Origin of the sequence: Nocardioides sp. NPDC047086 (assembly GCF_040643685.1) — a bacterium.
Lineage (GTDB): Bacteria > Actinomycetota > Actinomycetes > Propionibacteriales > Nocardioidaceae > Nocardioides.
This window is the reverse complement of record NZ_JBEYUV010000001.1, coordinates 26,679-47,234: the sequence shown is the minus strand read 5'-3', so window position 1 is coordinate 47,234 and position 20,556 is coordinate 26,679. Positions and strand designations below refer to the sequence as shown.

23 protein-coding genes are annotated in these 20,556 nt (G+C 68.6%); 16 read left to right on the top strand and 7 right to left on the bottom strand.

Annotated elements, in window-relative coordinates:
• Nucleotides 1–34: 34 nt before the first annotated feature.
• A complete protein-coding gene (locus ABZ796_RS00280) occupies nt 35–829 on the bottom strand; it encodes a deoxyribonuclease IV (RefSeq protein ID WP_357333585.1) in 795 nt (264 codons plus the stop codon).
• Nucleotides 830–903: 74 nt separating this feature from the next.
• Here ABZ796_RS00280 and ABZ796_RS00275 point away from each other — a divergent pair, with 74 nt between their 5' ends.
• The 7 genes from ABZ796_RS00275 (at nt 904) to rplI (ending at nt 6,610) form a co-directional block, all read left to right on the top strand.
• Nucleotides 904–1,224 (top strand): metal-sensitive transcriptional regulator, encoded by a 321-nt coding sequence (locus ABZ796_RS00275; protein ID WP_357333583.1) that lies wholly within the window; start codon nt 904–906, stop codon nt 1,222–1,224.
• 34 nt (nt 1,225–1,258) lie between these two features.
• Nucleotides 1,259–1,462 (top strand): heavy-metal-associated domain-containing protein, encoded by a 204-nt coding sequence (locus ABZ796_RS00270; RefSeq protein WP_357333581.1) that lies wholly within the window; start codon nt 1,259–1,261, stop codon nt 1,460–1,462.
• 5 nt (nt 1,463–1,467) lie between these two features.
• Nucleotides 1,468–4,704 carry a heavy metal translocating P-type ATPase gene (locus ABZ796_RS00265; protein WP_357333580.1) on the top strand — a complete coding sequence of 1,079 codons (3,237 nt, stop codon included), beginning with the start codon at nt 1,468–1,470 and terminating at the stop codon, nt 4,702–4,704.
• 103 nt (nt 4,705–4,807) lie between these two features.
• A complete protein-coding gene (gene rpsF / locus ABZ796_RS00260) occupies nt 4,808–5,095 on the top strand; it encodes a 30S ribosomal protein S6 (RefSeq protein ID WP_091044123.1) in 288 nt (95 codons plus the stop codon).
• Nucleotides 5,096–5,214: 119 nt separating this feature from the next.
• The gene (locus tag ABZ796_RS00255; RefSeq protein ID WP_160026141.1) at nt 5,215–5,811 is read left to right on the top strand and encodes a single-stranded DNA-binding protein; all 597 of its coding nucleotides are present in this window, start codon (nt 5,215–5,217) and stop codon (nt 5,809–5,811) included.
• Between the two features lie 98 nt (nt 5,812–5,909).
• On the top strand, nt 5,910–6,146 hold the full coding sequence (rpsR, locus tag ABZ796_RS00250; RefSeq protein ID WP_008355445.1) for a 30S ribosomal protein S18: 237 nt from the start codon (nt 5,910–5,912) through the stop codon (nt 6,144–6,146).
• Between the two features lie 11 nt (nt 6,147–6,157).
• The gene (rplI, locus tag ABZ796_RS00245; protein WP_357333576.1) at nt 6,158–6,610 is read left to right on the top strand and encodes a 50S ribosomal protein L9; all 453 of its coding nucleotides are present in this window, start codon (nt 6,158–6,160) and stop codon (nt 6,608–6,610) included.
• Between the two features lie 119 nt (nt 6,611–6,729).
• Here the strand turns inward: rplI and ABZ796_RS00240 are convergent, their stop codons facing one another.
• Entirely contained in the window at nt 6,730–7,305 is a 576-nt protein-coding gene (locus ABZ796_RS00240; RefSeq protein WP_357333574.1) for a DinB family protein, read from the bottom strand.
• A gap of 88 nt (nt 7,306–7,393) precedes the next feature.
• Nucleotides 7,394–8,749: an MATE family efflux transporter gene (locus tag ABZ796_RS00235; protein WP_357333572.1), complete on the bottom strand. Its 1,356-nt coding sequence runs from the start codon at nt 8,747–8,749 to the stop codon at nt 7,394–7,396.
• Nucleotides 8,750–9,219: 470 nt separating this feature from the next.
• Between ABZ796_RS00235 and dnaB the strand changes: the two genes are divergently transcribed.
• Entirely contained in the window at nt 9,220–10,650 is a 1,431-nt protein-coding gene (gene dnaB, locus ABZ796_RS00230; protein WP_357333570.1) for a replicative DNA helicase, read from the top strand.
• 32 nt (nt 10,651–10,682) lie between these two features.
• Here the strand turns inward: dnaB and ABZ796_RS00225 are convergent, their stop codons facing one another.
• Nucleotides 10,683–11,285, bottom strand: a complete 603-nt coding sequence (locus ABZ796_RS00225) for a TetR/AcrR family transcriptional regulator (RefSeq protein WP_357333568.1) — start codon at nt 11,283–11,285, stop codon at nt 10,683–10,685.
• A 73-nt stretch (nt 11,286–11,358) separates the two neighbouring features.
• Here ABZ796_RS00225 and ABZ796_RS00220 point away from each other — a divergent pair, with 73 nt between their 5' ends.
• Both ABZ796_RS00220 and ABZ796_RS00215 read left to right on the top strand, forming a co-directional pair.
• Nucleotides 11,359–11,871, top strand: a complete 513-nt coding sequence (locus ABZ796_RS00220; protein ID WP_357333566.1) for a DUF1992 domain-containing protein — start codon at nt 11,359–11,361, stop codon at nt 11,869–11,871.
• Complete coding sequence (locus ABZ796_RS00215; RefSeq protein WP_357333564.1) at nt 11,872–12,219, top strand: hypothetical protein; 348 nt, start codon at nt 11,872–11,874, stop codon at nt 12,217–12,219.
• On the opposite strand, the gene ABZ796_RS00210 is transcribed toward ABZ796_RS00215, so the two are convergent.
• The gene (locus ABZ796_RS00210) at nt 12,216–12,656 is read right to left on the bottom strand and encodes a hypothetical protein (RefSeq protein ID WP_357333562.1); all 441 of its coding nucleotides are present in this window, start codon (nt 12,654–12,656) and stop codon (nt 12,216–12,218) included. The two genes, ABZ796_RS00215 and ABZ796_RS00210, sit on opposite strands and share 4 nt — an antisense overlap.
• Nucleotides 12,657–12,730: 74 nt before the next feature.
• On the bottom strand, nt 12,731–13,390 hold the full coding sequence (locus ABZ796_RS00205) for a TetR/AcrR family transcriptional regulator (RefSeq protein ID WP_357333560.1): 660 nt from the start codon (nt 13,388–13,390) through the stop codon (nt 12,731–12,733).
• Nucleotides 13,391–13,514: 124 nt separating this feature from the next.
• Here ABZ796_RS00205 and ABZ796_RS00200 point away from each other — a divergent pair, with 124 nt between their 5' ends.
• The 4 genes from ABZ796_RS00200 to ABZ796_RS00185 are packed head-to-tail and all read left to right on the top strand — an operon-like array spanning nt 13,515 to nt 18,064.
• Complete coding sequence (locus tag ABZ796_RS00200) at nt 13,515–14,672, top strand: acyl-CoA dehydrogenase family protein (RefSeq protein ID WP_357333558.1); 1,158 nt, start codon at nt 13,515–13,517, stop codon at nt 14,670–14,672.
• A gap of 20 nt (nt 14,673–14,692) precedes the next feature.
• Nucleotides 14,693–15,742: a diiron oxygenase gene (locus ABZ796_RS00195; RefSeq protein WP_357333556.1), complete on the top strand. Its 1,050-nt coding sequence runs from the start codon at nt 14,693–14,695 to the stop codon at nt 15,740–15,742.
• A 1-nt stretch (nt 15,743) separates the two neighbouring features.
• A complete protein-coding gene (locus tag ABZ796_RS00190; RefSeq protein ID WP_357333554.1) occupies nt 15,744–16,562 on the top strand; it encodes an alpha/beta fold hydrolase in 819 nt (272 codons plus the stop codon).
• Nucleotides 16,559–18,064, top strand: coding sequence for an NAD(P)/FAD-dependent oxidoreductase (locus ABZ796_RS00185; protein ID WP_357333552.1), 1,506 nt, complete (start codon nt 16,559–16,561; stop codon nt 18,062–18,064). The genes ABZ796_RS00190 and ABZ796_RS00185 overlap by 4 nt, the downstream gene beginning before the upstream one ends.
• Here the strand turns inward: ABZ796_RS00185 and ABZ796_RS00180 are convergent.
• Entirely contained in the window at nt 18,061–18,711 is a 651-nt protein-coding gene (locus ABZ796_RS00180) for a methyltransferase domain-containing protein (protein WP_357333550.1), read from the bottom strand. The two genes, ABZ796_RS00185 and ABZ796_RS00180, sit on opposite strands and share 4 nt — an antisense overlap.
• A 98-nt stretch (nt 18,712–18,809) precedes the next feature.
• On the opposite strand from ABZ796_RS00180, the gene ABZ796_RS00175 reads away from it, so the two are divergent.
• Together ABZ796_RS00175 and ABZ796_RS00170 are read left to right on the top strand one after the other, a co-directional pair.
• Complete coding sequence (locus tag ABZ796_RS00175; protein ID WP_357333548.1) at nt 18,810–19,787, top strand: cyclase family protein; 978 nt, start codon at nt 18,810–18,812, stop codon at nt 19,785–19,787.
• Nucleotides 19,788–19,839: 52 nt separating this feature from the next.
• Nucleotides 19,840–20,544 (top strand): type II CAAX endopeptidase family protein, encoded by a 705-nt coding sequence (locus tag ABZ796_RS00170; RefSeq protein ID WP_357333546.1) that lies wholly within the window; start codon nt 19,840–19,842, stop codon nt 20,542–20,544.
• The last annotated feature ends 12 nt before the right edge of the window (nt 20,545–20,556 follow it).

The following is a 20,556-nucleotide window of genomic DNA, read 5'->3' as shown; positions in this document are numbered from 1 at the left end:
CGGCTGACAGAAGTGAAGATTCGGTGAGAATCGGTCAGAGTCGCTCGCGGAGCCAGGCGAAGTCGCTCGTGTGCTCCGCGGCGCCGCCCGGGGTCTCGCAGATCACCGGGGCGCCGGCGTCGCGGACCACGCCCGCGAGGAGGTCGGGGTCGATGCGTCCGGCGCCGAAGTTGGCGTGGCGGTCGGCTCCGGAGTCGAACTCGTCGCGGGAGTCGTTGCAGTGGACCAGATCGATGCGGCCGGTGATCTTGCGGACGTCCTCCACCACCGTCTCGAGCGGGTTGCCGCCTGCATGGGCGTGGCAGGTGTCGAGGCAGAAGCCGACGTCGTCGGCGCCCTCGGCGGTGGAGATGGCCTCCCAGACCCCGGCGATCCGGTCGAGGTAGCGCGCCATCGCGTTGTCGCCACCCGCGGTGTTCTCGATCAGGAGCGGGACCTTGATGTCGGTCGCCTCGATCGCCTTGCGCCAGTTGTCGAAGCCCTTCGCCGGGTCGTCGTCCTTGTTGACGTGGCCGCCGTGGACGATCAGGCCCTTGGCGCCGACCTCGGCGGCGGTGTCCATGTGCTGCTGGAGGAGCTTGCGGCTCGGGATCCGGATCCGGTTGTTCGTCGTGGCGACGTTGATGATGTAGGGCGCGTGGACGTAGAGATCGACGCCGGCCTCCTCCGCGCGCGCCTTGAGCGCGGCTGCGCCGTCGGCGTACGTCACCACCGGGCCCTTGTAGGACTGCGGGTCGCCGAGGAAGAACTGCACCAGGCTCGCGCCGCGCGCGGTCGCCTCGGCAACGGGGTCGGTCTGGTCTACGTGGGCACCGATCGCAACAGCCATGGGGCCAGTCTAGGACGCGGCACCGACATCCCCGACGGCTTGACTTCATACCTTACGGGGGTATGGTAGGTCGCATGGACGAGCACACCGGGCCCGGAGGTCACGTGGATCACGGATACCTCCACAACAAGAACAAGGAGGCCTATCTCAAGCGCCTCAAGCGCATCGAAGGTCAGGTGCGCGGGCTGCAGCGGATGGTCGAGGACGAGGCCTACTGCATCGACATCCTCACCCAGGTCTCCGCTTCCACGAAGGCGCTCCAGGCGGTCGCTCTGGGGCTGCTCGACGAGCACCTCGGTCACTGCGTCGCCGGTGCGGTCCAGAACGGTGGCGCCGAGGCCGACGAGAAGCTCGCCGAGGCCTCCGCCGCCATCGCTCGCCTCGTCCGATCCTGATTGTCAACAATCCAACAACTCTAGGAAGATTCTCATGAGCACCCAGAACTTCACCGTCGTCGGCATGACCTGTGGCCACTGCGTCGCCTCCGTCACCGAGGAGGTCACCGAGATCGCCGGTGTGAGCGACGTCGACGTCGACCTGGCCTCCGGCAACGTCACCATCACCGCCTCCGAGCCGATCTCCGACGACGCCATCCGTGCGGCCGTCGAAGAGGCCGGCTACTCGCTGGCCTGATCACGATGACCCTCACCGCCGCTACCCCGACCGAGCAGCAGCTCGAGATCGAAGGCATGACCTGCGCGAGCTGCGTGCGTCGTGTCACCAAGGCCATCAGCCGTGTCGAGGGTGTCGAGGACGCCAACGTCAACCTCGCCACCGAGACCGCCCTGGTGCACTTCGATCCCTCCCGCACCGACCTCGCCGAGATCAGCGCCGCCATCGAGAAGGCGGGCTATCAGGCTGTCCTGCGATCGTCGACTGTCGACAATCCACAGGAGCCTCAGGTCGACGAGGACGATCGGGAGATCCGCCGCGAGACAGAGCTCGTCCAGCTCAAGCGGCGCTGGATCACGGCCCTGGCGGTGGGGCTCGGCCTGATGGCCCTGATGTACGTCCCGCTCCCGGTCGACGCCATGGAGCCGGTGATGTCGATCGTGCTCGTGGTCGCGGCGATCACCCAGTGGTGGGCAGGCCGGGACATCTACCTCGCAGCGGCGAGGGGCCTGCGCCACGGCGCGGTCGACATGAACACCCTGGTCACGCTCGGCACCGGCATCGCCTTCGCCTACAGCGCGTTCGTGACCCTGTGGATGGGGCAGGCCGAGGCGTGGGGCCTGCCGCTCCATCTCTACTTCGAGACGGCCCTGGTCATCGTCGCGCTGGTGCTGATGGGTCGCTGGCTCGAGGCCCGGGCCAAGTCGCGTACCGCCGATGCCGTCAAGGCGCTCGTCGGCCTGATGCCGGAGACGGCGACGGTCGTCCGTAATGGTCGCGACGTCACGGTCCCGGTCGCGAACCTGAAGGTCGGCGACCGGATTCGCGTGCGCGCCGGGGAGAAGATCCCGGTCGACGGCCGCATCGTCGCCGGGGCGTCGTACGTCGACGAGTCCATGCTCACCGGCGAGAGCGACCCCGTGCGGAAGACCGAGGGCGACATCGTCATCGGCGCCACGATCAACCAGACCGGCTCGTTCGAGATCGAGGCGACCGCGGTCGGCTCCGAGACCACGCTGGCGCAGATCATCGCGATGGTCGAGTCGGCCCAGGGCTCCGGCACCAAGCTGCAGCGCCTGGCCGACCGGGTCTCCGAGGTGTTCGTGCCCGCCGTCCTGGTCGTCGCCGCGCTGACCTTCGTCGGCTGGCTGGTCCTCGGACCCGACGCCGAGCGGCTCACCAGCGCGGTCACCGCCGCCATCGCGGTCCTCATCATCGCCTGCCCCTGTGCCCTCGGCCTGGCCACGCCCGCCGCGGTCATGGTCGGCGCCGGCCGCGCCGCCGAGCTCGGCGTACTCGTCGGCTCGGGCGAGACCTTGGAGCGCGCCCGCTCCGTCACCGCCATCGTCTTCGACAAGACCGGCACGATCACCCACGGCAAGCCCGAGGTCTCCGAGATCGTCCCCGCCCCCGGCTGGACCCGCGACCAGCTCGTCCGGATCGCCGCCGCCGCCGAGACCGGCAGCGACCACCCGCTCGCCACCGCCCTCCGAGCCCGCGCCGAAACCCCCGCCGAATCTGCACTTCTGGGGGCCGAATCTGCAGAAGTGGGCGACGAGACCCTACTTTCGTCGCCCACAACTACCGACTCGTCCGCCACAACTGAGGTCTCGGCGTTCGAGGCCCACCCGGGGCGCGGGATCAGTGCGGTCGTCGACGGGCGACGAGTGGTCGTCGGCAACTCGGCGATGCTCGCAGAGGAGGGCATCGACGTCGCCGACAACGGCTCGGTCCTGATCGCGGTCGACGGGGCGTACGCCGGGTCGATCCGGGTCGAAGACCAGGTCCGCGACGAGGCCGAGGAGACCGTGCGCCTGCTCGAGGAGTCGGGTGTCGAGGTGCACATCCTCAGCGGCGACGCCGCCGCCACGGTGGCGAAGGTGGCCGACGAGGTCGGCGTACGCCATGCCACCGGCGGCCTGCTGCCCGAGCAGAAGCTCGCCCGGATCCAGGAGCTGCAGGACGAAGGCAAGGTCGTCGCGATGGTCGGCGACGGGATCAACGACGCCCCGGCGCTGGCCCAGGCAGACGTCGGGATCGCGATCGGCACCGGCACCGACGTCGCCCTGGCCGCCTCCGACATCACCCTGGTCGGTGGCGACCTCCGCGGCGTGGTGACCGCTCTGGCACTCTCCCGGCGCACCGTCGCGACGATCAAGCAGGGCCTGTTCTGGGCGTTCGCCTACAACGTGCTCCTCATCCCCGTGGCGGCGCTCGCCCTGCTCGACCCGGTCCTCGCCGGCGCCGCGATGGCGATGAGCTCGGTCAGCGTGGTCACCAACGCACTGCGGCTGCGCGGCTTCCGCCGCCCCGAGACGCCCGAGGCGTACGCCGGCCGGGGTTTCGTCACCCGCGTCCGCGACGGTGGATACCTCCTGGTCACGGCCGTGATCGCGATCTCCATCGGGGCCGGCCTGACCTACCTGTCGCGCACCGAGCCGGCGCAGCGCGGGATGAACGGCATCCTGGAGTGGGCGCAGGGGATGAGCCCGATGCGGCCGTCGATGACGGAGATGCACGAGACCGACATCGCCCCTGTCGCCTCCGACGAGTCGGGCATCGACGTCGCGATCACGCGGCGGGACGGCGGGCTCCGGTTCCTCCTCACGGACGCCGCGACCGGCGACCCGGTGACCGACCTCGGTCGCACCCACCAGGCCTGGATGCATGTCATCGTGACCAGCCAGGACCTCTCCTGGTTCCGCCACCTCCACGCCGAGCCGACCGGCCGTCCGGGCGAGCTCGAGACCGACGTGACCTTCCCCGCCGGAGGCACCTACCGCATCGACACCGAGTTCCGCCGCCGGGCCGACCTGGCCGATGTGCTCGACCGGCAGCAGCTCACCGTCGAAGGTACGCAGCCCCCGGCCGTCCCGCTGGAGGCGAGCCCGAGATCGTCGACTGTCGACAATCTCACCGTCACGCTCGAGGGCACCCCGGTCGCCGACCAGCAGAGCGACCTGCACTTCCGCTTCGAGGACAGCACCGGGAAGATTGTCGACGATCTACAGCCCTACCTCGGGGCGGCCGGCCACGTCGTGGTCATGAGTGCGGACGGCGAGACGTTCGTGCACGGCCACGCCGAAGGCGACGAACTGGCGGTGCCCGGCGCCTCGTTCGGGCCCGAGCTCGGACTGCACCTGGACGTACCGAAGGCCGGTCTCTACCGCCTCTGGGCCCAGTTCCGCCTGGGCAACGGTGAGGTGATTACGGTGCCGTTCACGGTCGAGGCCGTGGATTCGGCTGCGGAAACCGCTGGTTGATACGCTGACGCGTCCCCTTCCACAGATGGATGTGGGACATCGCATCAGCCCTCCTGCCATGGAGAGACCATGGCCGCCGAGTCCGTAGGAGGTGGAGAACGCTATGCGCGCCTATGAAGTAATGGTGATCCTCGAGCCCAGCCTCGATGAGCGCACCGTCGCCCCGACCCTTGACAAGTTCCTGAAGGTCGTCACCACTGATGGTGGCACCGTCGAGAACGTTGACGTCTGGGGACGCCGTCGTCTGGCCTATGAGGTCAACAAGAACGCCGAGGGCATCTACGCCGTCGTCAACCTGACCGCCGAGCCCAAGACCGTTCTGGAGCTCGACCGCCAGCTTGGCCTCAACGAGCAGATCCTGCGTACGAAGGTCATCCGCCCGTCCAAGTGACGCGGATGTCACCGTCGGAATTGTCGGTGCTGGGCCCTATCTTTGGGCTCTAGGCCAATTCATCTGAGTTTGGACTCCTGACCGACACCGACACCCAGATCAGACCAAAGGGAGATCTCATGGCAGGCGACACCGTCATCACCGTGATCGGCAACCTCACCGACGACCCGGAGCTTCGCTTCACACCGTCGGGTGCGGCCGTTGCCAACTTCACGATTGCTTCGACACCCAGCAGCTTCAACCGGCAGACCAACGCGTGGGAGGACGGGGAAACCCTCTTCCTGCGCTGCTCGATCTGGCGCCAGGCCGCTGAGAACGTCGCCGAGTCCCTGCAGCGCGGCATGCGTGTCGTCGCTCAGGGCCGCCTGAAGTCGAGGTCCTACGAGACGCGTGAGGGCGAGAAGCGCACTGTCTTCGAGCTCGAGTGCGACGAGATCGGTCCCTCGCTCCGCTACGCGACCGCCAAGGTCACCAAGGCCAGCCGCCAGTCCGGCGGCCAGGGTGGCGGCGGCGGTTACAACCAGGGTGGCGGCGGTGGCTACAACCAGGGTGGCGGCTACGGCGGCCCCCAGGGCGGTGGCCAGCAGGCTCCGGCCGGTGGCAACGACCCGTGGGCCTCGCCGGCTCCGCAGCAGCCCGCCAACGCGGGCGGCGGCGCGCCGGCCAACGACCCGTGGGCGACCCCGGGCGTGGGCAACGACGAGCCTCCCTTCTGATCAGCAACAAACCAATCCCGAATCCCTCAACCATTCCGGCACTCACCCCATATGCCGCTCCGCGGCGGGGGCCGGGCTTCTAGAAAGGAAGCACCACAATGGCCAAGGCAGTGATTCGCAAGCCTAAGAAGAAGGTTTGCCAGTTCTGCAAGGAGAAGGCGACCGGCGTCGACTACAAGGACGCCACCCTGCTCCGTAAGTTCATCTCCGACCGCGGCAAGATCCGCGCCCGTCGCGTGACCGGCAACTGCGTCCAGCACCAGCGCGACGTGGCCATCGCCGTCAAGAACGCGCGCGAGGTTGCTCTGCTGCCCTACACCTCCACCGGTCGCTGAGGAGGATCGACATGGCTACCAAGATCATCCTTCAGCAGGAGGTCACCGGGCTGGGTTCCGCCGGTGACGTCGTCGAGGTCAAGGACGGCTACGCCCGCAACTACCTGATCCCGCGTGGCGACGCCATCCGGTGGAGCCGCGGCGCCGAGTCGCAGGCCGACTCCATCAAGGCTGCGCGCTCGGCTCGCTCCGTGCGCGACGAGGCTCACGCCGCCGAGATCAAGGGCAAGCTCGAGGCCAACACGGTCAACGTGAAGGTCCGTTCCGGCAAGGACGGCCGCCTCTACGGCGCCGTCACCGCCGCCGACATCGCCTCCGCGGTCGCCGAGACCACCGGCGAGTCGATCGACAAGCGCACCATCGCGCTGGGCAACCCGATCAAGGCGCTCGGTGCTCACGAGGTCTCCGTCAAGCTCCACGACGAGGTGTCCGCCAAGCTGGCCCTCAACGTGGTCCCTGCTTGATCTAGGGATTCCACACAGGCCCGCCTCCTTCGGGAGGCGGGCCTGTTCGTTTTCGCCGAGAAGTCAGGTACGTCGGCCGAAGCGTCACTCCGGTCGGCCGACCGGGGTGACGCCTCGGCTCAGAACTTGTCCGCGATCTCGGTCAGCCTGGCGACGTACGCGGGCCAGTCGTACTCCGAAGGGATGTTGTCGCCGGGCTTGCGCCAGCCGACGGCGCCGTCGGCCTCTTCGCGGAGGATGTCGGCCTGGCCGCCGTGACCGGCGAGGTCGGCGAAGAGGTGCACCAGCATCTGGTGGAGGGTGACTTCCTCACCGCCCCAGTGGGGTACGTGGCCGATGGCGTCCAGCGGCAGTGCCTCGATGGTCTCGTTCCCGTGGGCGATGACCCGACGGTAGAGGTCGATGATGCCGGCGACGGTCTCGTCCTCGGTGGCGTACCAGTCCGCCTGCGGGTCGGTTTCGAAGACCTCGTCGGAGACCAGCTCCTCGGGATGCGGGAACGGACGACCGAACGTTGTCCCGAGATATACGGCCTCGACCCCGGTGACGTGCTTGATGATGCCGAGGAGGTTGGTTCCGGTGGGGGTACGCGGTAGTCGGGCCTCGCGCGCCGGCAGATCCTCCACCTTGGAGATCAGGGCTTCGCGGCGGGCATCGATATAGCTCTTCAACGTGCTCTTCGGGTCAGCGGACATGCCCTGACCTTCGCGCCAAGCCGGACGTGGCGCAACCGACTCTGAGGAATGTTCGACGTGAAACCATCCTCGGGTCGGCACAGCCGGCTCAGACGCCGGTCACGAGCCAGCGGTCGCTGCGCGCACGCAGGGTCAGCACTACGAAACGCGCTCCCATGAAGCCGACCGCGAAGGTGATCCACACCCACACCAGCCCGCCGCCGAGCGCGACGGCCAGCGCGACGAGCGGGACATAGGCGACCAGGGTCCAGACCCCGCCCCAGGCCAGGTAGCGTCCGTCGCCGGCGCCGATGAGCACCCCGTCGAGGACGAAGACGACGCCCGCGATCGGCTGCGCGATCGCCGCCACGAGCACGACCGGCACCAACAGGTCCCGCACTGCTTCGTCCTGGGTGAAGAGTGCGCCGAGGAACGGCGAGAGAGCAGCCAGGAGTACGCCGGCCGCGACCCCGATCACGATGCCCCACCACACCATCCGGGCCGTGATGGCTCGGGTCTCCCGGGTATCGCCGGCCCCCAGCGACCGCCCGGTCAGTGCCTGTGCGGCGATCGCGATCGCATCGAGCACGAAGGCCAGGAACGTCCAGAGCGTGAAGGCGATCTGGTGGGTCGCCAGCCCGACCGCCTGGTCGCCGACGGCGAGATGGGTGACGGCGTACGTCGTGACCAGGAGCGCCATGCGCAGCGTCAGCGTGCGGACCACGAGGGCCACGCCGGCCCGGGCCGAGGCCCGGATCCCAGGTGCATCCGGGCGCAGCGGGACGTTCTGGCCGCGGGCGGCCCGCACCACGACGTACGTCAGCATCCCGGCCGCCAGCACCTGAGCGATCACCGAGCCGATCGCCGAGCCGGCGATGCCGAGGCCGGCGCCGTAGACGAGAGCGAGGTTGAGCACGATGTTGAGTACGTTGGCGACGACCGCCGCGACCAATGGAGTCTTGGTGTCCTGCAGTCCACGCAGCACCCCGGTGGCCGCGAGCATCATCAGCAGCGGTGTCACCCCGAGGACGGCGATCCGGAGGTAGGTCGTCGCCGGGCCGACCACGTCGTCGCCCGCGCCGACCGCCCGGCTGAGTGGCTCGGCCAGAACCATGACCGGAACCGTGACGACGACCCCGATGATGACCGCGAGCCAGATCCCGTCGATGCCCTGGCGTAGCGCACCGGCGGTGTCGCCGGCGCCGATGCGGCGGGCGACCGATGCTGTGGTGCCGTACGCGAGGAAGACGCAGAGCCCGACGATCGTCTGGAGCACGACGCCCGCGACGCCGAGGCCGGCGAGCTCGCGGGTGCCGAGGTGGCCGACGATCGCGGAGTCCGCCAACAGGAAGAGCGGCTCGGCGACGAGGGCCAGGAAGGCGGGGATCGCGAGCCGCCAGATCTCTTTGTCGAGGCCTCGGCGGTCCGTCTTCGAGTAGGTCTTCGCATCCGCCGGGGTCGTCACGGTCTCAAGGTTAAACACCGTCGGCGCGGGGCGTTGTCCAGGGCAGGTGGAAAACCTGTGGAAAACGTCGGTGCGGCGCTATGTCGACAAAACGCCCAAGGCCGCACGACGATCTCGGCAATGAACCCCGGTGGGTTGTCGACTTTCTTTCGTCCACAGCCTATGGACAACAAAAGTGCAGGTCAGGTGGACTTTACTCATCAAGTGACCCCGGTTATGCACAGGCGGCTCCCCAGGCTGTTCACATTGACCAGGGTGTCGTCCACCGCTATCCCCTGGTTATCCCCAGGCCCTGTGGATAACCCTCTGTCGCCGATGTGGCATGCGACGTAAGGTCGCGGAGACTTGAGGTGTCGTCGAAGGTCGGCCCAGGACTGCGTGAACAGAACTGTCGGTGCTGACCCGTAGCGTGGGACCGAATCGACCGAGATCACGCCGCGACGATCCGCAGACCACGGAGGGGCAAGGGAATGAGCGTCACTGAGACCGGCTCGATGAACGGTCCGGGCGACTTCCCGGAGCCGCCGTACGAGGACTGGGGCGACGGCCCCGCGGCGTACGAACCAGGCAACGCTCCGCGCGCGGTCAACGACCGCACGCCACCGCAGGACATGGCTGCCGAGCAGGCCGTCCTCGGTTCGATGCTGATCTCCAAGGACGCCATCGCCGACGTCTCCGAGACGCTGCGCGGCACCGACTTCTACCGGCCGACGCACGAGACCATCTACGACGCGATCATCGATCTCTACGGTCGGGGCGAGCCCGCCGACATGGTCACCGTCGCCGACGAGCTGCGCCGCAAGGCGGAGCTGGAGCGCATCGGCGGCGCCCCTTACCTGCACACGCTCGCCTCCAACGTGCCGATCGCCGCCAACGCGGGCTACTACGGCGAGATCGTCCGGGAGAAGTCGGTCCTGCGCCGCCTGGTCGAGGCCGGCACCAAGATCGTGCAGATCGGCTACGCCGGCGAGGGCGAGGTCGACAACATCGTCGACGAGGCCCAGGCCGAGGTCTTCAAGCTCACCGACAAGCGCTCCGGCGAGGACTACTCCCCGCTCGCCGACATCATGGATGGTGTCCTCGACGAGATCGAGGCGATCTCCAACCGCGAGGCCGGCCTCTACGGCGTCCCCACCGGCTTCGCCGACTTCGACGAGCTGACCAACGGCTTCCACGGCGGCCAGATGATCATCGTCGCGGCGCGACCCGCGATGGGTAAGTCGACGCTGGCGCTCGACTTCTGCCGGGCCGCCTCGATCCACAACAACCTGACCAGCGTCTTCTTCAGCCTGGAGATGAGCCGCTCGGAGATCACCATGCGTCTGCTGAGCGCCGAGGCGAAGGTGCCGCTCAACCACATCCGCAACGGCAACATGTCCGACGACGACTGGAACAAGCTGGCCCGGAAGATGGGCGAGGTCTCCAGCGCGCCGATGTTCATCGACGACAGCCCCAACATGACGATGATGGAGATCCGGAGCAAGGCCAGAAGGCTCAAGCAGCGCCACGATCTCCGGCTCATCGTCATCGACTACCTCCAGCTGATGAGCTCCGGCAAGAAGGTCGAGTCCCGTCAGCTCGAGGTCTCGGAGTTCTCCCGCCAGATCAAGCTGCTGGCCAAGGAGCTCGAGGTCCCGATCATCGCGCTGTCCCAGCTCAACCGTGGTTCCGAGCAGCGCGCCGACAAGCGCCCGGCCGTCTCCGACCTCCGTGAGTCAGGCTCGCTGGAGCAGGACGCCGACATGGTCGTCCTCCTCCACCGCGACGACGTCTACGAGAAGGAGTCGACCCGCCCCGGCGAGGCCGACGTGATCATCGCCAAGCACCGTAACGGCCCCACCCGCGACCTCGTCGTCGCCTTCCAGGGCCACTACAGCCGCTTCGTCGACATGGCCCACTGACTCGGCGCTGATGGATCAGCCCGTCAGGATGGTCATGATCCGGGCGAGAAGAGCCGGTCCAGGTGCTGGTCGATAGCGGCGAGCGCGGCCTCGGGTTCGATCACGCCTAGCTCCAGCAATGGCGTGAGTCCGGTGAGCGAGAGGATGAGGTCGGTCTCGATCGCAGGGTCCCGGTCCGTGGAGATCTGCCCGCCGGCCATCGCCTCTCGGATGAGGTGCTCGACCTTGTCGCGACCCTCGCGGAGCCCGACACGGGCGACCACGCGCAGTTCGGGGTCGTGCAGTGCTTCGAGGACGTACGCCGCATTCATCCGGCTGGTGGCGTGAGCCTCCGGGTGCAGCGGAAGCATCTCGGTGACGACCACCCGCAGGACGTCTCGAGCGTGCGGGGGCTGGTCGAGCCCGGCCAGGTTGCGCGTCACCCGGGAGGAAGTCTGCTCGGCGGCGAACTCCATCGCGAAGGTCAGCATCGAGGCGCGGGACGAGAAGTAGTGCTGAAGCTGCCCGAGGGACACATCCGCCTCGCGGGCGACCTCCCGCATCGTCGCTCGTGGCCAACCCTGTTGCTCGACCACACGCCACAGCGCGTGAGCGATCGCTTCTCGTCGCTCGCGGTGGTCGACCTGCTTCGGCATCCCGTACCCCTTCCAAGTTTCAATACGCGTGACATAATACAGGTGACTTATATCCGCAGTCGAGGGAGTGATGGTGATCGAGGTGCAGCCCCACGACCCGTACGCCTACGCGATCGATCACGCGGTCGCCGTCGCGCTGCTGGCCGACTTCCAGGTCCGGAAGGCGATCGCGCGCGGAGACTTCGAGGACCTGCCCGGCAGCGGTGAGCCGATCGACCTCCCGGACCAGCACGACCCGGAGTGGTGGGTCAGGAAGCTCGTCGAGCGCGAGCACGTCGTGCTGCTGCCACCCTCGATCCAGCTCCGCAAGGACGACGCCGCCCTGGACGAGCATCTGGACCAGCTGGCGGACGAGAACGCCGTACGTCGCGAGATCGACGACTTCAACGCACGCGTGATCCGGGCACGCTACGAACCACCGGCAGGACCGCCGCTGATCACGATGCCGCGCGACCCCGACACCACGGTGGCCGCATGGGCCGAGCGGCGCGCGGCGCGTGCTGCCCGGGCCCGCGCCCGGGTGGCCGAACGCACCGACGATCGGCGACGCCGTCGGTTCCGATTCTTCCGTCGGTATGCTCCGTAGATGGCCGACCTCGATGCCGTCGAAGCCCGGATCTGGGCGCTCCTCGAGCGATACCGCAACGAGCTCGAGGACGCGACGATCTACGGGATGCCGTCGCTGCGCTGGCCGGGTTCCGGCGCGCACGACTACTTCGCCGCGGTCAAGCGGAGCGCGCAGAAGGTGAGCCTCTACGCGATCGCCGTCGACACCTGGCCGGAAGCACTCGAGGGCTCGTCGGAGGCGTTCCGCAAGCGCCGCACGGGCAAGGCGACCTTCTCGTTCCCCACGCTGGACGACGAGATGGCCGCCGAGCTCGAGGCGTTCCTGGAGCGGCTCTACCAGCGCTACCGCGAGCATCACGCCGGCTAGCGAACCGCCCGCTTCACCAGCTCGGTGAGCTTCTCCTCGACGGCCGGGGTCATCGACGTGACGGCGAAGACGGTCGGCCAGATGTCGCCGTCGTCGAGGTTCGCCCACTCCTGGAAGCCGACCTCGGCGTAGCGCATCTTGAACTTCCCGGCGCACTTGTAGAACACCACGACCTTGCCGTCGGCGTTGGCGTAGGCGGGCATGCCGTACCAGGTCTTCGGGGCGAGGTCGGTCGCGTGCGTGGTGACGATCCGGTGGAGCGTCTCGCCGATCGCGCGGTCGTTGTCGTCCATGGCCTCGATCTTCTCGAGGCAGTCTGCGAGATCGGCCGCAGCCTTCTTGCTCCCGGTGCCACGCTTGGCGGCCGTCCTGCGCTCGGCAGCGGCCTCCTTCATGGCGGCCTTCTCTTCCTCGGTGAACGTGCTGCTCTTCGCCATCGGTCTTTCCTTCCTGGCTGGTCTGTTGAGACGAGCCTAGAAAATCGGAAGCCCGTACGCTTCTTCGTTCCTGATCAGTTGGAGCGCGGCTTGAAGACCATGTCGTCACGCACCTCGAGGCCGAGGTCGTCGAGCATGTCGATGAGCACCACCACCACCTGCCGGGTGAGGCGGTCGACGAGCTGGTCCCGGGTCTCGTCGTGATGGTCGAGCCACCAGATGATGCTGGCGTCCACCATGCCCATCAGGCCGGCGAGGATGCCGTCGGAGGGCGTGTCGCTGATGTCGGAGGCGCGGAGGTAGGAGCCCATCGCGTCGATGAGCTCGTCGAGGAAGCGGTTGCGTCCCATCCGCGCGTGGTGCAGGGCCTTGGTCTGCTGCTGCGCGGCGACGAACCGGTAGAGATTGGGGTGTTCGTCGGCCCAGACGACGCAGGGCTCGATGACGCCGCCGATGACCTCACGCGGCGCTCCGGCGCGGGCGAGATGAGGGCGTACGCGGCGGATCAGCTCGGTCGACGCGAACCGGACGACCTCGGCGTCGAGCTGCTCCTTGCTGGCGAAGTGGCGGTAGACGTTCGGGCGGGGGAGTCCGGCGCGCTCGGCGACCTGGGCCATGCCGACGCCCGGGCCGCGTTCCTCGATCGCCGCGACGGCCGCCTCGACCACCTGGGCACGCCGCGCGTCGTTGTCGAGCGCCTCCTTCGCGGAGCGGCGCCGGACAGTGGAATCCACCCACTTCACCACGTCAACCACATGGTCAGCCTAGCGAGACGGCGCCGGCTACACCTTGTATCCAGAGGGTAAGTGGGACACCATGTCCTTGATACACCATGTACCCCGACCCGAAAGGCCTCGCATGTCCCGCCGCTCGCCCTGGATGGACCAGGACCTGGACGACCTTCGCGACCTTGCCCGGACCTTCTTCGAGAAGGAGGTCAAGCCCAACATCGACACCTACATCGCCGACAAGCACGTCGACCGCGACCTGTGGCGCAAGGCGGGCGAGCTGGGCCTGCTGTGCCTCTCGATCCCCGAGGCGTACGGCGGTGGCGGTGGCACCTTCGCCCACGAGGCCGTGCTCATCGAGGAGCAGGCCCGGGTGGGTGACACGTCCTTCGGCGCCTCGCTGCACAGCGGGATCGTGGCCCACTACCTGCTGGCGTACGGCACGGAGGAGCAGAAGAACGAGTGGCTGCCGAAGCTCGCCTCCGGTGAGGTGGTCTCCGCGATCGCGATGACCGAGCCCGGCACCGGATCCGACCTGCAGGGCATCCGCACCAAGGCGATCAAGGACGGCGACGACTACGTCGTCAACGGCGCCAAGACGTTCATCACCAACGGTCTCCTGGCCGACATGGTGCTGGTCGCGGTCAAGACGAACCCCGAGGAGGCCGCGGCCGGGATCTCCCTGGTCATCGTCCCGACCGACACCGACGGCTTCCGGCGCGGCCGCGTGCTCGACAAGATCGGCATGAAGGGGCAGGACACCTGCGAGCTCTTCTTCGACGACGTACGCGTCCCGGCCTCGAACCTGCTCGGCGACAAGGAGGGCGACGGCTTCGTCCAGCTGATGATGCAGCTGCCGCAGGAGCGGCTGATCGTGGCGGTCGGCAGCGTGGCGGCGATGGAGTTCTGCTTCGAGGAGACCCTTCGGTACGTCAACGAGCGCACCGCCTTCGGACGGCCGGTCTTCGGCTTCCAGAACACCAAGTTCGAGATGGCCGAGATCGCGACCGAGGCCCGGGTCGCGCGCTCCTTCATCGACGAGTGCGTCGAGCTGCACGTCAAGGGCGAGCTCGACATCCCGACCGCCGCGATGGCGAAGTACTGGAGCTCCGAGCGCGCCGGCCTCGTCGTCGACAAGTGCGTCCAGCTCTTCGGCGGCTACGGGTTCATGGAGGAGTACCCGATCGCCCGCGCCTTCACCGACCTCCGCGTCCAGCGCATCTACGCCGGAACCACCGAGATCATGAAGGAGATCATCAGTCGATCCCTTCCGGTCCCCACCCGATGAGAACCACGAAGGAGGTCGTCATGAACACGACGACGAACCCGACGACGAACCCGACGACGAACCCGACGACGAACCCGACGACGAACCCGACGACGAACCCGACGACGAAGCAGTCCTACTACGACACCCTGCGGACGCTCTCGGAGGCGTCGGTGGACCAGCACTTCCAGGCGTTCAAGGACATCGCGTGGGACGACCCCGAGTTCCACCTCGACCCGAGCGACGAGCGCTTCATCCTCACCGACGCCGACGAGATCGGCCGTCACGAGTGGTACAAGTCGCTCTCGAAGGAGCGGCAGATCCAGGTCGGCGTCTACCGCTACGCGCAGATCGCGAAGGTCGGGCGACAGTTCGAGCAGGTGCTCATCGCCGGTGTGATGCACCACCTGATCCTGGCCAAGGACGGCAACCCCGAGTTCCGCTACGCCATGCACGAGGTCACCGAGGAGACCCACCACATCCAGATGTTCCAGGAGTCGGTTAACCGGTTCGTGGAGAACGCAGGGGTCGACGGCGTCGCCGGGGCCCCGGGCTGGTTCGCCTGGCTGGCTCCGCTGGTGACGTCGGCCGGGACCTGGTTCCCGGAGATCTTCTTCGTCGGCATCCTCGGTGGCGAGGAGCCGATCGACCACCTGCAGAAGAGCATCATGCGGGCCGGCGGCAGCCACCCGCTGATCGACCGCGTCATGCAGATCCACATCGCCGAGGAGGCGCGCCACATCGGCTTCGCCCACCAGTACCTCGAGCACCACTGGGCGCAGATGAACCCGCTCAAGCGGCGCGCGCTGACCTACCTGTTCCCGGTCGTCATGCGACTCCTGTGCGACGTGATCATGGTGCCGAGCAAGCAGGCGCGCGAGGACATGGGCATCCCGAAGGACGTCGCCAAGGAGATCTGGTGGAAGTCCGAGGACTCCGAGAAGCTCCTGCGCGACCTCTTCTCGGACGTACGCCTCCTGGCCGACAACCTGGGCATCCGCAAGGGGCCGGCCGCGCTGGTCTGGCGGGTCCTCGGCATCGACGGTCGGGCGGCGCGCTTCCGTGCCCAGCCGTCCAGCGCGGCGGTCTGACGTGCTGGCGTACGAGAGTGCCGGCTCGGGCGAGCCGCTGCTCCTGATCCACGGCATCGGTCATCGCCGCCAGGCCTGGCACCCGGTCGTCGACCGGCTCGCCGAGCACCACGAGGTGTTCCTGGTGGACCTGCCCGGGCACGGCGAGTCGCCGGCCCACGCGACCGACGGCCGCTCGCCGCGACAGGCGCTGATCGAGCCGCTGGAGGAGTTCATGGCCGCGGCCGGCATAGAGCGCCCGCACGTGGTGGGCAACAGCCTGGGTGCGCTGATCTCGCTCGAGATGAGCAAGCACGGGCTCGCCCGGAGCGTCACCGCGATCTCCCCGGCCGGCTTCTGGCGCAACGACGTCGAGTTCGCCTACGTGCGCGCGCTGTTCGCCTCGGTCATCGCGACCTCAGGGGTGCTGAGGCCCGTCGCGCCGTGGCTGCTGCGTCACCCCTGGGGCCGGACGCTCGGCCTCAGCTGGGCGAGCGCCCGGCCGACGCTGATCGCGCCGGACGTGGCGTACGCGGACCTGCGGAACATGCTCGACTCCAAGCAGGCCGTGCGCGACATCATCCGCGGTGGCTATCTCTTCGACGGTGCCGTGCCGGCGGACATGCCGATCACGATCGCGTGGGGCAGCAAGGACCGGGTCCTGCGTCCCTACCAGTCCGGACAGGCGCGGCTGCGCCTGCCCGGAGCACGCCACGTCGAGCTGCCCGGCTGCGGTCACGTGCCGATGGCGGACGACCCCGACCTGATCGCCGACACCATCCTGGCGACGACCCAGGGCATGACGGACATGACGACCACGGACCTTCGGAGGACCGCATGACCCAGCGACACGTCGACGTACTCATCGTCGGAGCCGGACTGTCCGGCGTGGGCGTCGCCAGCCAGCTGACCCGCGAACGGACCGGGCGGACGTACGCCATCCTCGAGCGCCGCACCGCGATGGGCGGCACCTGGGACCTGTTCCGCTACCCCGGGATCCGCTCGGACTCCGACATGTTCACCTTCGGCTACGGATTCCGGCCGTGGCACGGCACCAAGGTGCTGGCCGACGGTCCGAGCATCAAGCGCTACATCGAGGAGACCGCGGACGAGTACGGCGTCACGCAGCACACGCACTTCGGCCGCAAGGTCGTCTCCGCGTTCTGGTCCAGCGAGCGCGGCCTGTGGACGACCACGGCGCTCGACGAGACCACCGGCGAGACGGAGGAGTGGACGAGCCACTTCCTCGTCGGCGCGACCGGCTACTACGACTACGACCAGGGCCACCGGCCTGTCTTCCCTGGTGAGGACCGGTTCCAGGGCGAGCTCGTCCACCCGCAGCACTGGCCCGAGGACCTCGACCACACCGGCAAGCGCGTGGTCGTCATCGGCAGCGGCGCCACCGCGATCACCCTGGTCCCGAACATGGCCGAGAAGGCCGAGCACGTCACGATGCTGCAGCGCTCGCCGACGTACGTCGTGCCGGTCCCGGCCGACGACCCGGTCTCGGCTGCGCTCAACCTGCTCAAGGTGCCGAGCCGGGCGGTCTACGGCACCGGCCGCGTACGCAACATCCTGCTGCAGCAGGGCATGTACCGCTTCTGCCGCACCGCCCCCAAGGCCGCCCGGAAGGCGATCCTGACCGCGATCCGCGCCCAGGTCGGCGGCGAGGTGGACATGAAGCACTTCGAGCCGAGCTACAACCCCTGGGACGAGCGGCTGTGCGTGGTGCCGAACGGCGACCTGTTCGCCGTCCTGCGGCGGGGCGAGGCGTCGATCGTCACCGACACGATCGACACCTTCACCGAGACCGGCATCCGGCTGGCGTCCGGCGAGGAGATCCCCGCCGACATCGTCATCACCGCCACCGGACTCACGATCCAGCTGCTCGGCGGCATGCGCGTCGAGGTCGACGGTCAGCCGGTCGACACCCGCGACCGGATGCTCTACAAGGGCACCCTGGTCGAGGGCATGCCCAACGCGATGATCGTGATGGGCTACACCAACGCGTCGTGGACGCTGAAGGCCGACCTCGCCGGTGCGTACCTGTGCCGCCTGCTCAAGCACATGGCCCGCAACGGCTACGGCCAGGTGGTCGCCGAGGCGGCGGGTGATGATCGCGACGACGTCTCCGTGATGGGCGCCTCGATGCGGTCGGGCTACATCCAGCGCGGCGACGCCGTGATGCCTCGCCAGGGCAAGCGGGCACCGTGGCAGATCCGGCAGGACTACCTCTACGACACCCGTGAGCTGCGGCTCCGCTCCGTCGACGACCCGAACCTGCGGTTCACGGCGCGGACTTCGCCGGCGGCCGTGGCCGTCGGGGAACGGGTGCCCGCCTAGCGCCCGTCCTGAGGCGCCCGCCCGACGACGATGGCACCCGGGACCTCGTCGTCGGGCCGCATGAGCAGCTCGGCCTCGATGTCGAACCCGGCCTCCCGAAGCGAGCGCGAGATCTGCTCGGGCGGACGGCGATGGCTGTCGACGTTGATCGGGCGCCCGGTGTAGCCGGTGGTCGAATGCCGAGTCTCGTCGCCGACGTGGAACCCGACCAGCACCGTGCCGCCGGGCCGCAGCACCCGCCGGAACTCCGCGAACACCCTCGGCACCACCGCGTCGGGGATGTGGATGACGGACCAGAAGGCGAGTACGCCGCCCACGGATCCGTCCGCCAGCGGCAGATCGGTCATCGACCCGACCTCGAACCCGAGATCAGGATGGTCGTGCCGGGCGATGGCGATCATCTCGGGGGAGAGGTCGATCCCGAACGCGTCGACGCCGAGGTCGTGGAGGTGCCGGGTGACGTACCCGGGGCCGCAGCCGACATCGGCCACCGGCCCGCCCCCGCCGGCACGCACCGACTCGGCGAACACGGCCAGACCGGCGCGCAGGTACGGACGATCGTCCAGCAGGCCGCGTACCTGCTCGGCATAGCCGGCGGCATCGGTGTCGTACGACTCGCGGGTCTGGTTCAGCCAGTTGTCGGGCATCGAAAGTTGACTTTAGGGCACGGCGGACCGCGAGATACTGAGGCAAGCCGCGTGGGGGCCCGGCATCCAGCTGGTCCGAGAGACGAACGGGACACACCATGACCACGCACGACCGTCCGAGCAGGGCTGAGCTGCACGACCGGCCCGGCCCGCTTCGGGGCACCTCCTGGGAGCTCTTCGAGGACCCGTGGCGCGGCACCCCGTCGTTCGCGGACGAGCAGGGCGTGGTGGCCGCGGCCGGCTTGGTTCAGCTGGGGGAGGCCTTCGGGCTGGACTACCCGGTCAACGCGTTCATGCCCGGGATGTCCCAGACCAGGAAGCCGTCCGAGCACGTCATCTACGGCAACCACCCGGCTCACCGCGACGACTATCTCGACCGCTACTACCTGCAGTCCTCGACGCAGGTCGACGGGCTGCGTCACCGGCGGGCCGATGACGCCGGGTTCTACGGCGGGACCGCCGACGAGCTGATCATCCCGGGGACGGAGGACATCGGCATCCAGGTCTGGGCCGACCGCCCCATCGTCAGCCGGGGCGTCCTGGTGGACATCGCCGGCCTCCTCGCCCGGCGCGAGGAGACTCTCGACCACGAGGCCGGCCAGCCGATCCCGTACGACTACATCGACCAGGCCCTCACCGCGCAGGCGATCGAGCTGCGTACCGGTGACATCGTCATGCTCCACACCGGGTGGTGCGAGTGGTTCCTCGAGCTCACCGCCGAGCAGAAGCTGGCCCAGCAGGCTCTCCGTCGCGCCACGGGGATCGCGCAGAGCGAGGAGGTGCTCGACTGGGCCTGGGACACGGGTCTGGCCCTGCTCGCCGCCGACACCTTCGCGGTCGAGTGCCTGCCGCCCGTCCCTGACTCGCCGTTCCTCCGGTCGGCGCCGAACGACCGCGGCATGATGCACCAGGAGTTCCTGGCCAAGCTCGGCATGCCGCTCGGTGAGCTGTGGCGGCTGGGGCCGTTGGCACGCCGCATGGACGCGCTGCAGCGATGGGAGGCCTTCCTCAGCGTCAAGCCGCTCAATGTCATCGGTGCCACCGGCTCACCGGCGAACGCCGTCGCCATCCTCTGACGGTCCCGTAGGTTGGGGGCGAACGCAGCCAACACCGGAGCGAGGGGGTGCCGTGCGCCGCTGGGTGCGCCGGTCCTTGTGGGACGTGGTCCCACGCGACCACCGTCCGAGCGACGCCGCTCTGCGCCGCCGCCGGTTGGTCACGATCGGCTTCGGTGTGCTCGGCGCGGCGGTGCTCGGGGTCTCGCTGCGCATCGAGCCGGGCAGCGCCTGGTTCTATCCGGCGGCCCTCGTCCTGGCCGGGGTGTGGGCGATCGGTGCCTTCGCGTCCGGGCCGCTGCACCTCGGCCGGATCGGCGCCTGGAGCCGGGAGGAGGGCGAGCATCGCTTCGTACGCCCGGTGCTGTCGCCGATCCTGGTCGGCCTGGGCCTGGCGGGCATCTTCGTGATCGGCGGTCTGGTCGTGCGCGAGATCGACTGGCTGGACCGGCAGGTGCGCTCGGTGCTCGACTTCGCCGACCAGGGCTCGCTGCCGATCCTCGTCGTGGTGACGGCGGTCAACGGGGTGGCGGAGGAGCTGTTCTTCCGAGGCGCGGTCTATGCCGCCCTGCCTCGCCATGCCGTCGCCTGGACGTCGGTGGCCTATGTGCTCGCGACGCTGGCGACCGGCAACGTGATGCTGGCCTTCGCAGCGATCCTGCTCGGTGTCGTGGTCGGGCTCGAACGGCGCGCATCCGGCGGCGTCCTCGCGCCGATCCTCACCCACTGCACGTGGTCGCTGTCGATGCTGCTCGCGCTGCCCCTGCTCTTCGGCTGAGGCACCGGTGGC

What these genes read in the sequence shown, in the direction of transcription:
- ABZ796_RS00200 (WP_357333558.1), top strand. Translation starts at nt 13,515, where the DNA reads ATGTCCCGCCGCTCGCCCTGGATGGACCAGGACCTGGACGACCTTCGC.
- ABZ796_RS00225 (WP_357333568.1), bottom strand. Translation starts at nt 11,285, where the DNA reads ATGCCGAAGCAGGTCGACCACCGCGAGCGACGAGAAGCGATCGCTCAC.
- ABZ796_RS00180 (WP_357333550.1), bottom strand. Translation starts at nt 18,711, where the DNA reads ATGCCCGACAACTGGCTGAACCAGACCCGCGAGTCGTACGACACCGAT.
- ABZ796_RS00275 (WP_357333583.1), top strand. Translation starts at nt 904, where the DNA reads ATGGACGAGCACACCGGGCCCGGAGGTCACGTGGATCACGGATACCTC.
- ABZ796_RS00255 (WP_160026141.1), top strand. Translation starts at nt 5,215, where the DNA reads ATGGCAGGCGACACCGTCATCACCGTGATCGGCAACCTCACCGACGAC.
- rpsF (WP_091044123.1), top strand. Translation starts at nt 4,808, where the DNA reads ATGCGCGCCTATGAAGTAATGGTGATCCTCGAGCCCAGCCTCGATGAG.
- rplI (WP_357333576.1), top strand. Translation starts at nt 6,158, where the DNA reads ATGGCTACCAAGATCATCCTTCAGCAGGAGGTCACCGGGCTGGGTTCC.
- ABZ796_RS00270 (WP_357333581.1), top strand. Translation starts at nt 1,259, where the DNA reads ATGAGCACCCAGAACTTCACCGTCGTCGGCATGACCTGTGGCCACTGC.
- ABZ796_RS00185 (WP_357333552.1), top strand. Translation starts at nt 16,559, where the DNA reads ATGACCCAGCGACACGTCGACGTACTCATCGTCGGAGCCGGACTGTCC.
- rpsR (WP_008355445.1), top strand. Translation starts at nt 5,910, where the DNA reads ATGGCCAAGGCAGTGATTCGCAAGCCTAAGAAGAAGGTTTGCCAGTTC.
- ABZ796_RS00210 (WP_357333562.1), bottom strand. Translation starts at nt 12,656, where the DNA reads ATGGCGAAGAGCAGCACGTTCACCGAGGAAGAGAAGGCCGCCATGAAG.
- ABZ796_RS00280 (WP_357333585.1), bottom strand. Translation starts at nt 829, where the DNA reads ATGGCTGTTGCGATCGGTGCCCACGTAGACCAGACCGACCCCGTTGCC.
- dnaB (WP_357333570.1), top strand. Translation starts at nt 9,220, where the DNA reads ATGAGCGTCACTGAGACCGGCTCGATGAACGGTCCGGGCGACTTCCCG.
- ABZ796_RS00265 (WP_357333580.1), top strand. Translation starts at nt 1,468, where the DNA reads ATGACCCTCACCGCCGCTACCCCGACCGAGCAGCAGCTCGAGATCGAA.
- ABZ796_RS00240 (WP_357333574.1), bottom strand. Translation starts at nt 7,305, where the DNA reads ATGTCCGCTGACCCGAAGAGCACGTTGAAGAGCTATATCGATGCCCGC.
- ABZ796_RS00215 (WP_357333564.1), top strand. Translation starts at nt 11,872, where the DNA reads ATGGCCGACCTCGATGCCGTCGAAGCCCGGATCTGGGCGCTCCTCGAG.
- ABZ796_RS00195 (WP_357333556.1), top strand. Translation starts at nt 14,693, where the DNA reads ATGAACACGACGACGAACCCGACGACGAACCCGACGACGAACCCGACG.
- ABZ796_RS00175 (WP_357333548.1), top strand. Translation starts at nt 18,810, where the DNA reads ATGACCACGCACGACCGTCCGAGCAGGGCTGAGCTGCACGACCGGCCC.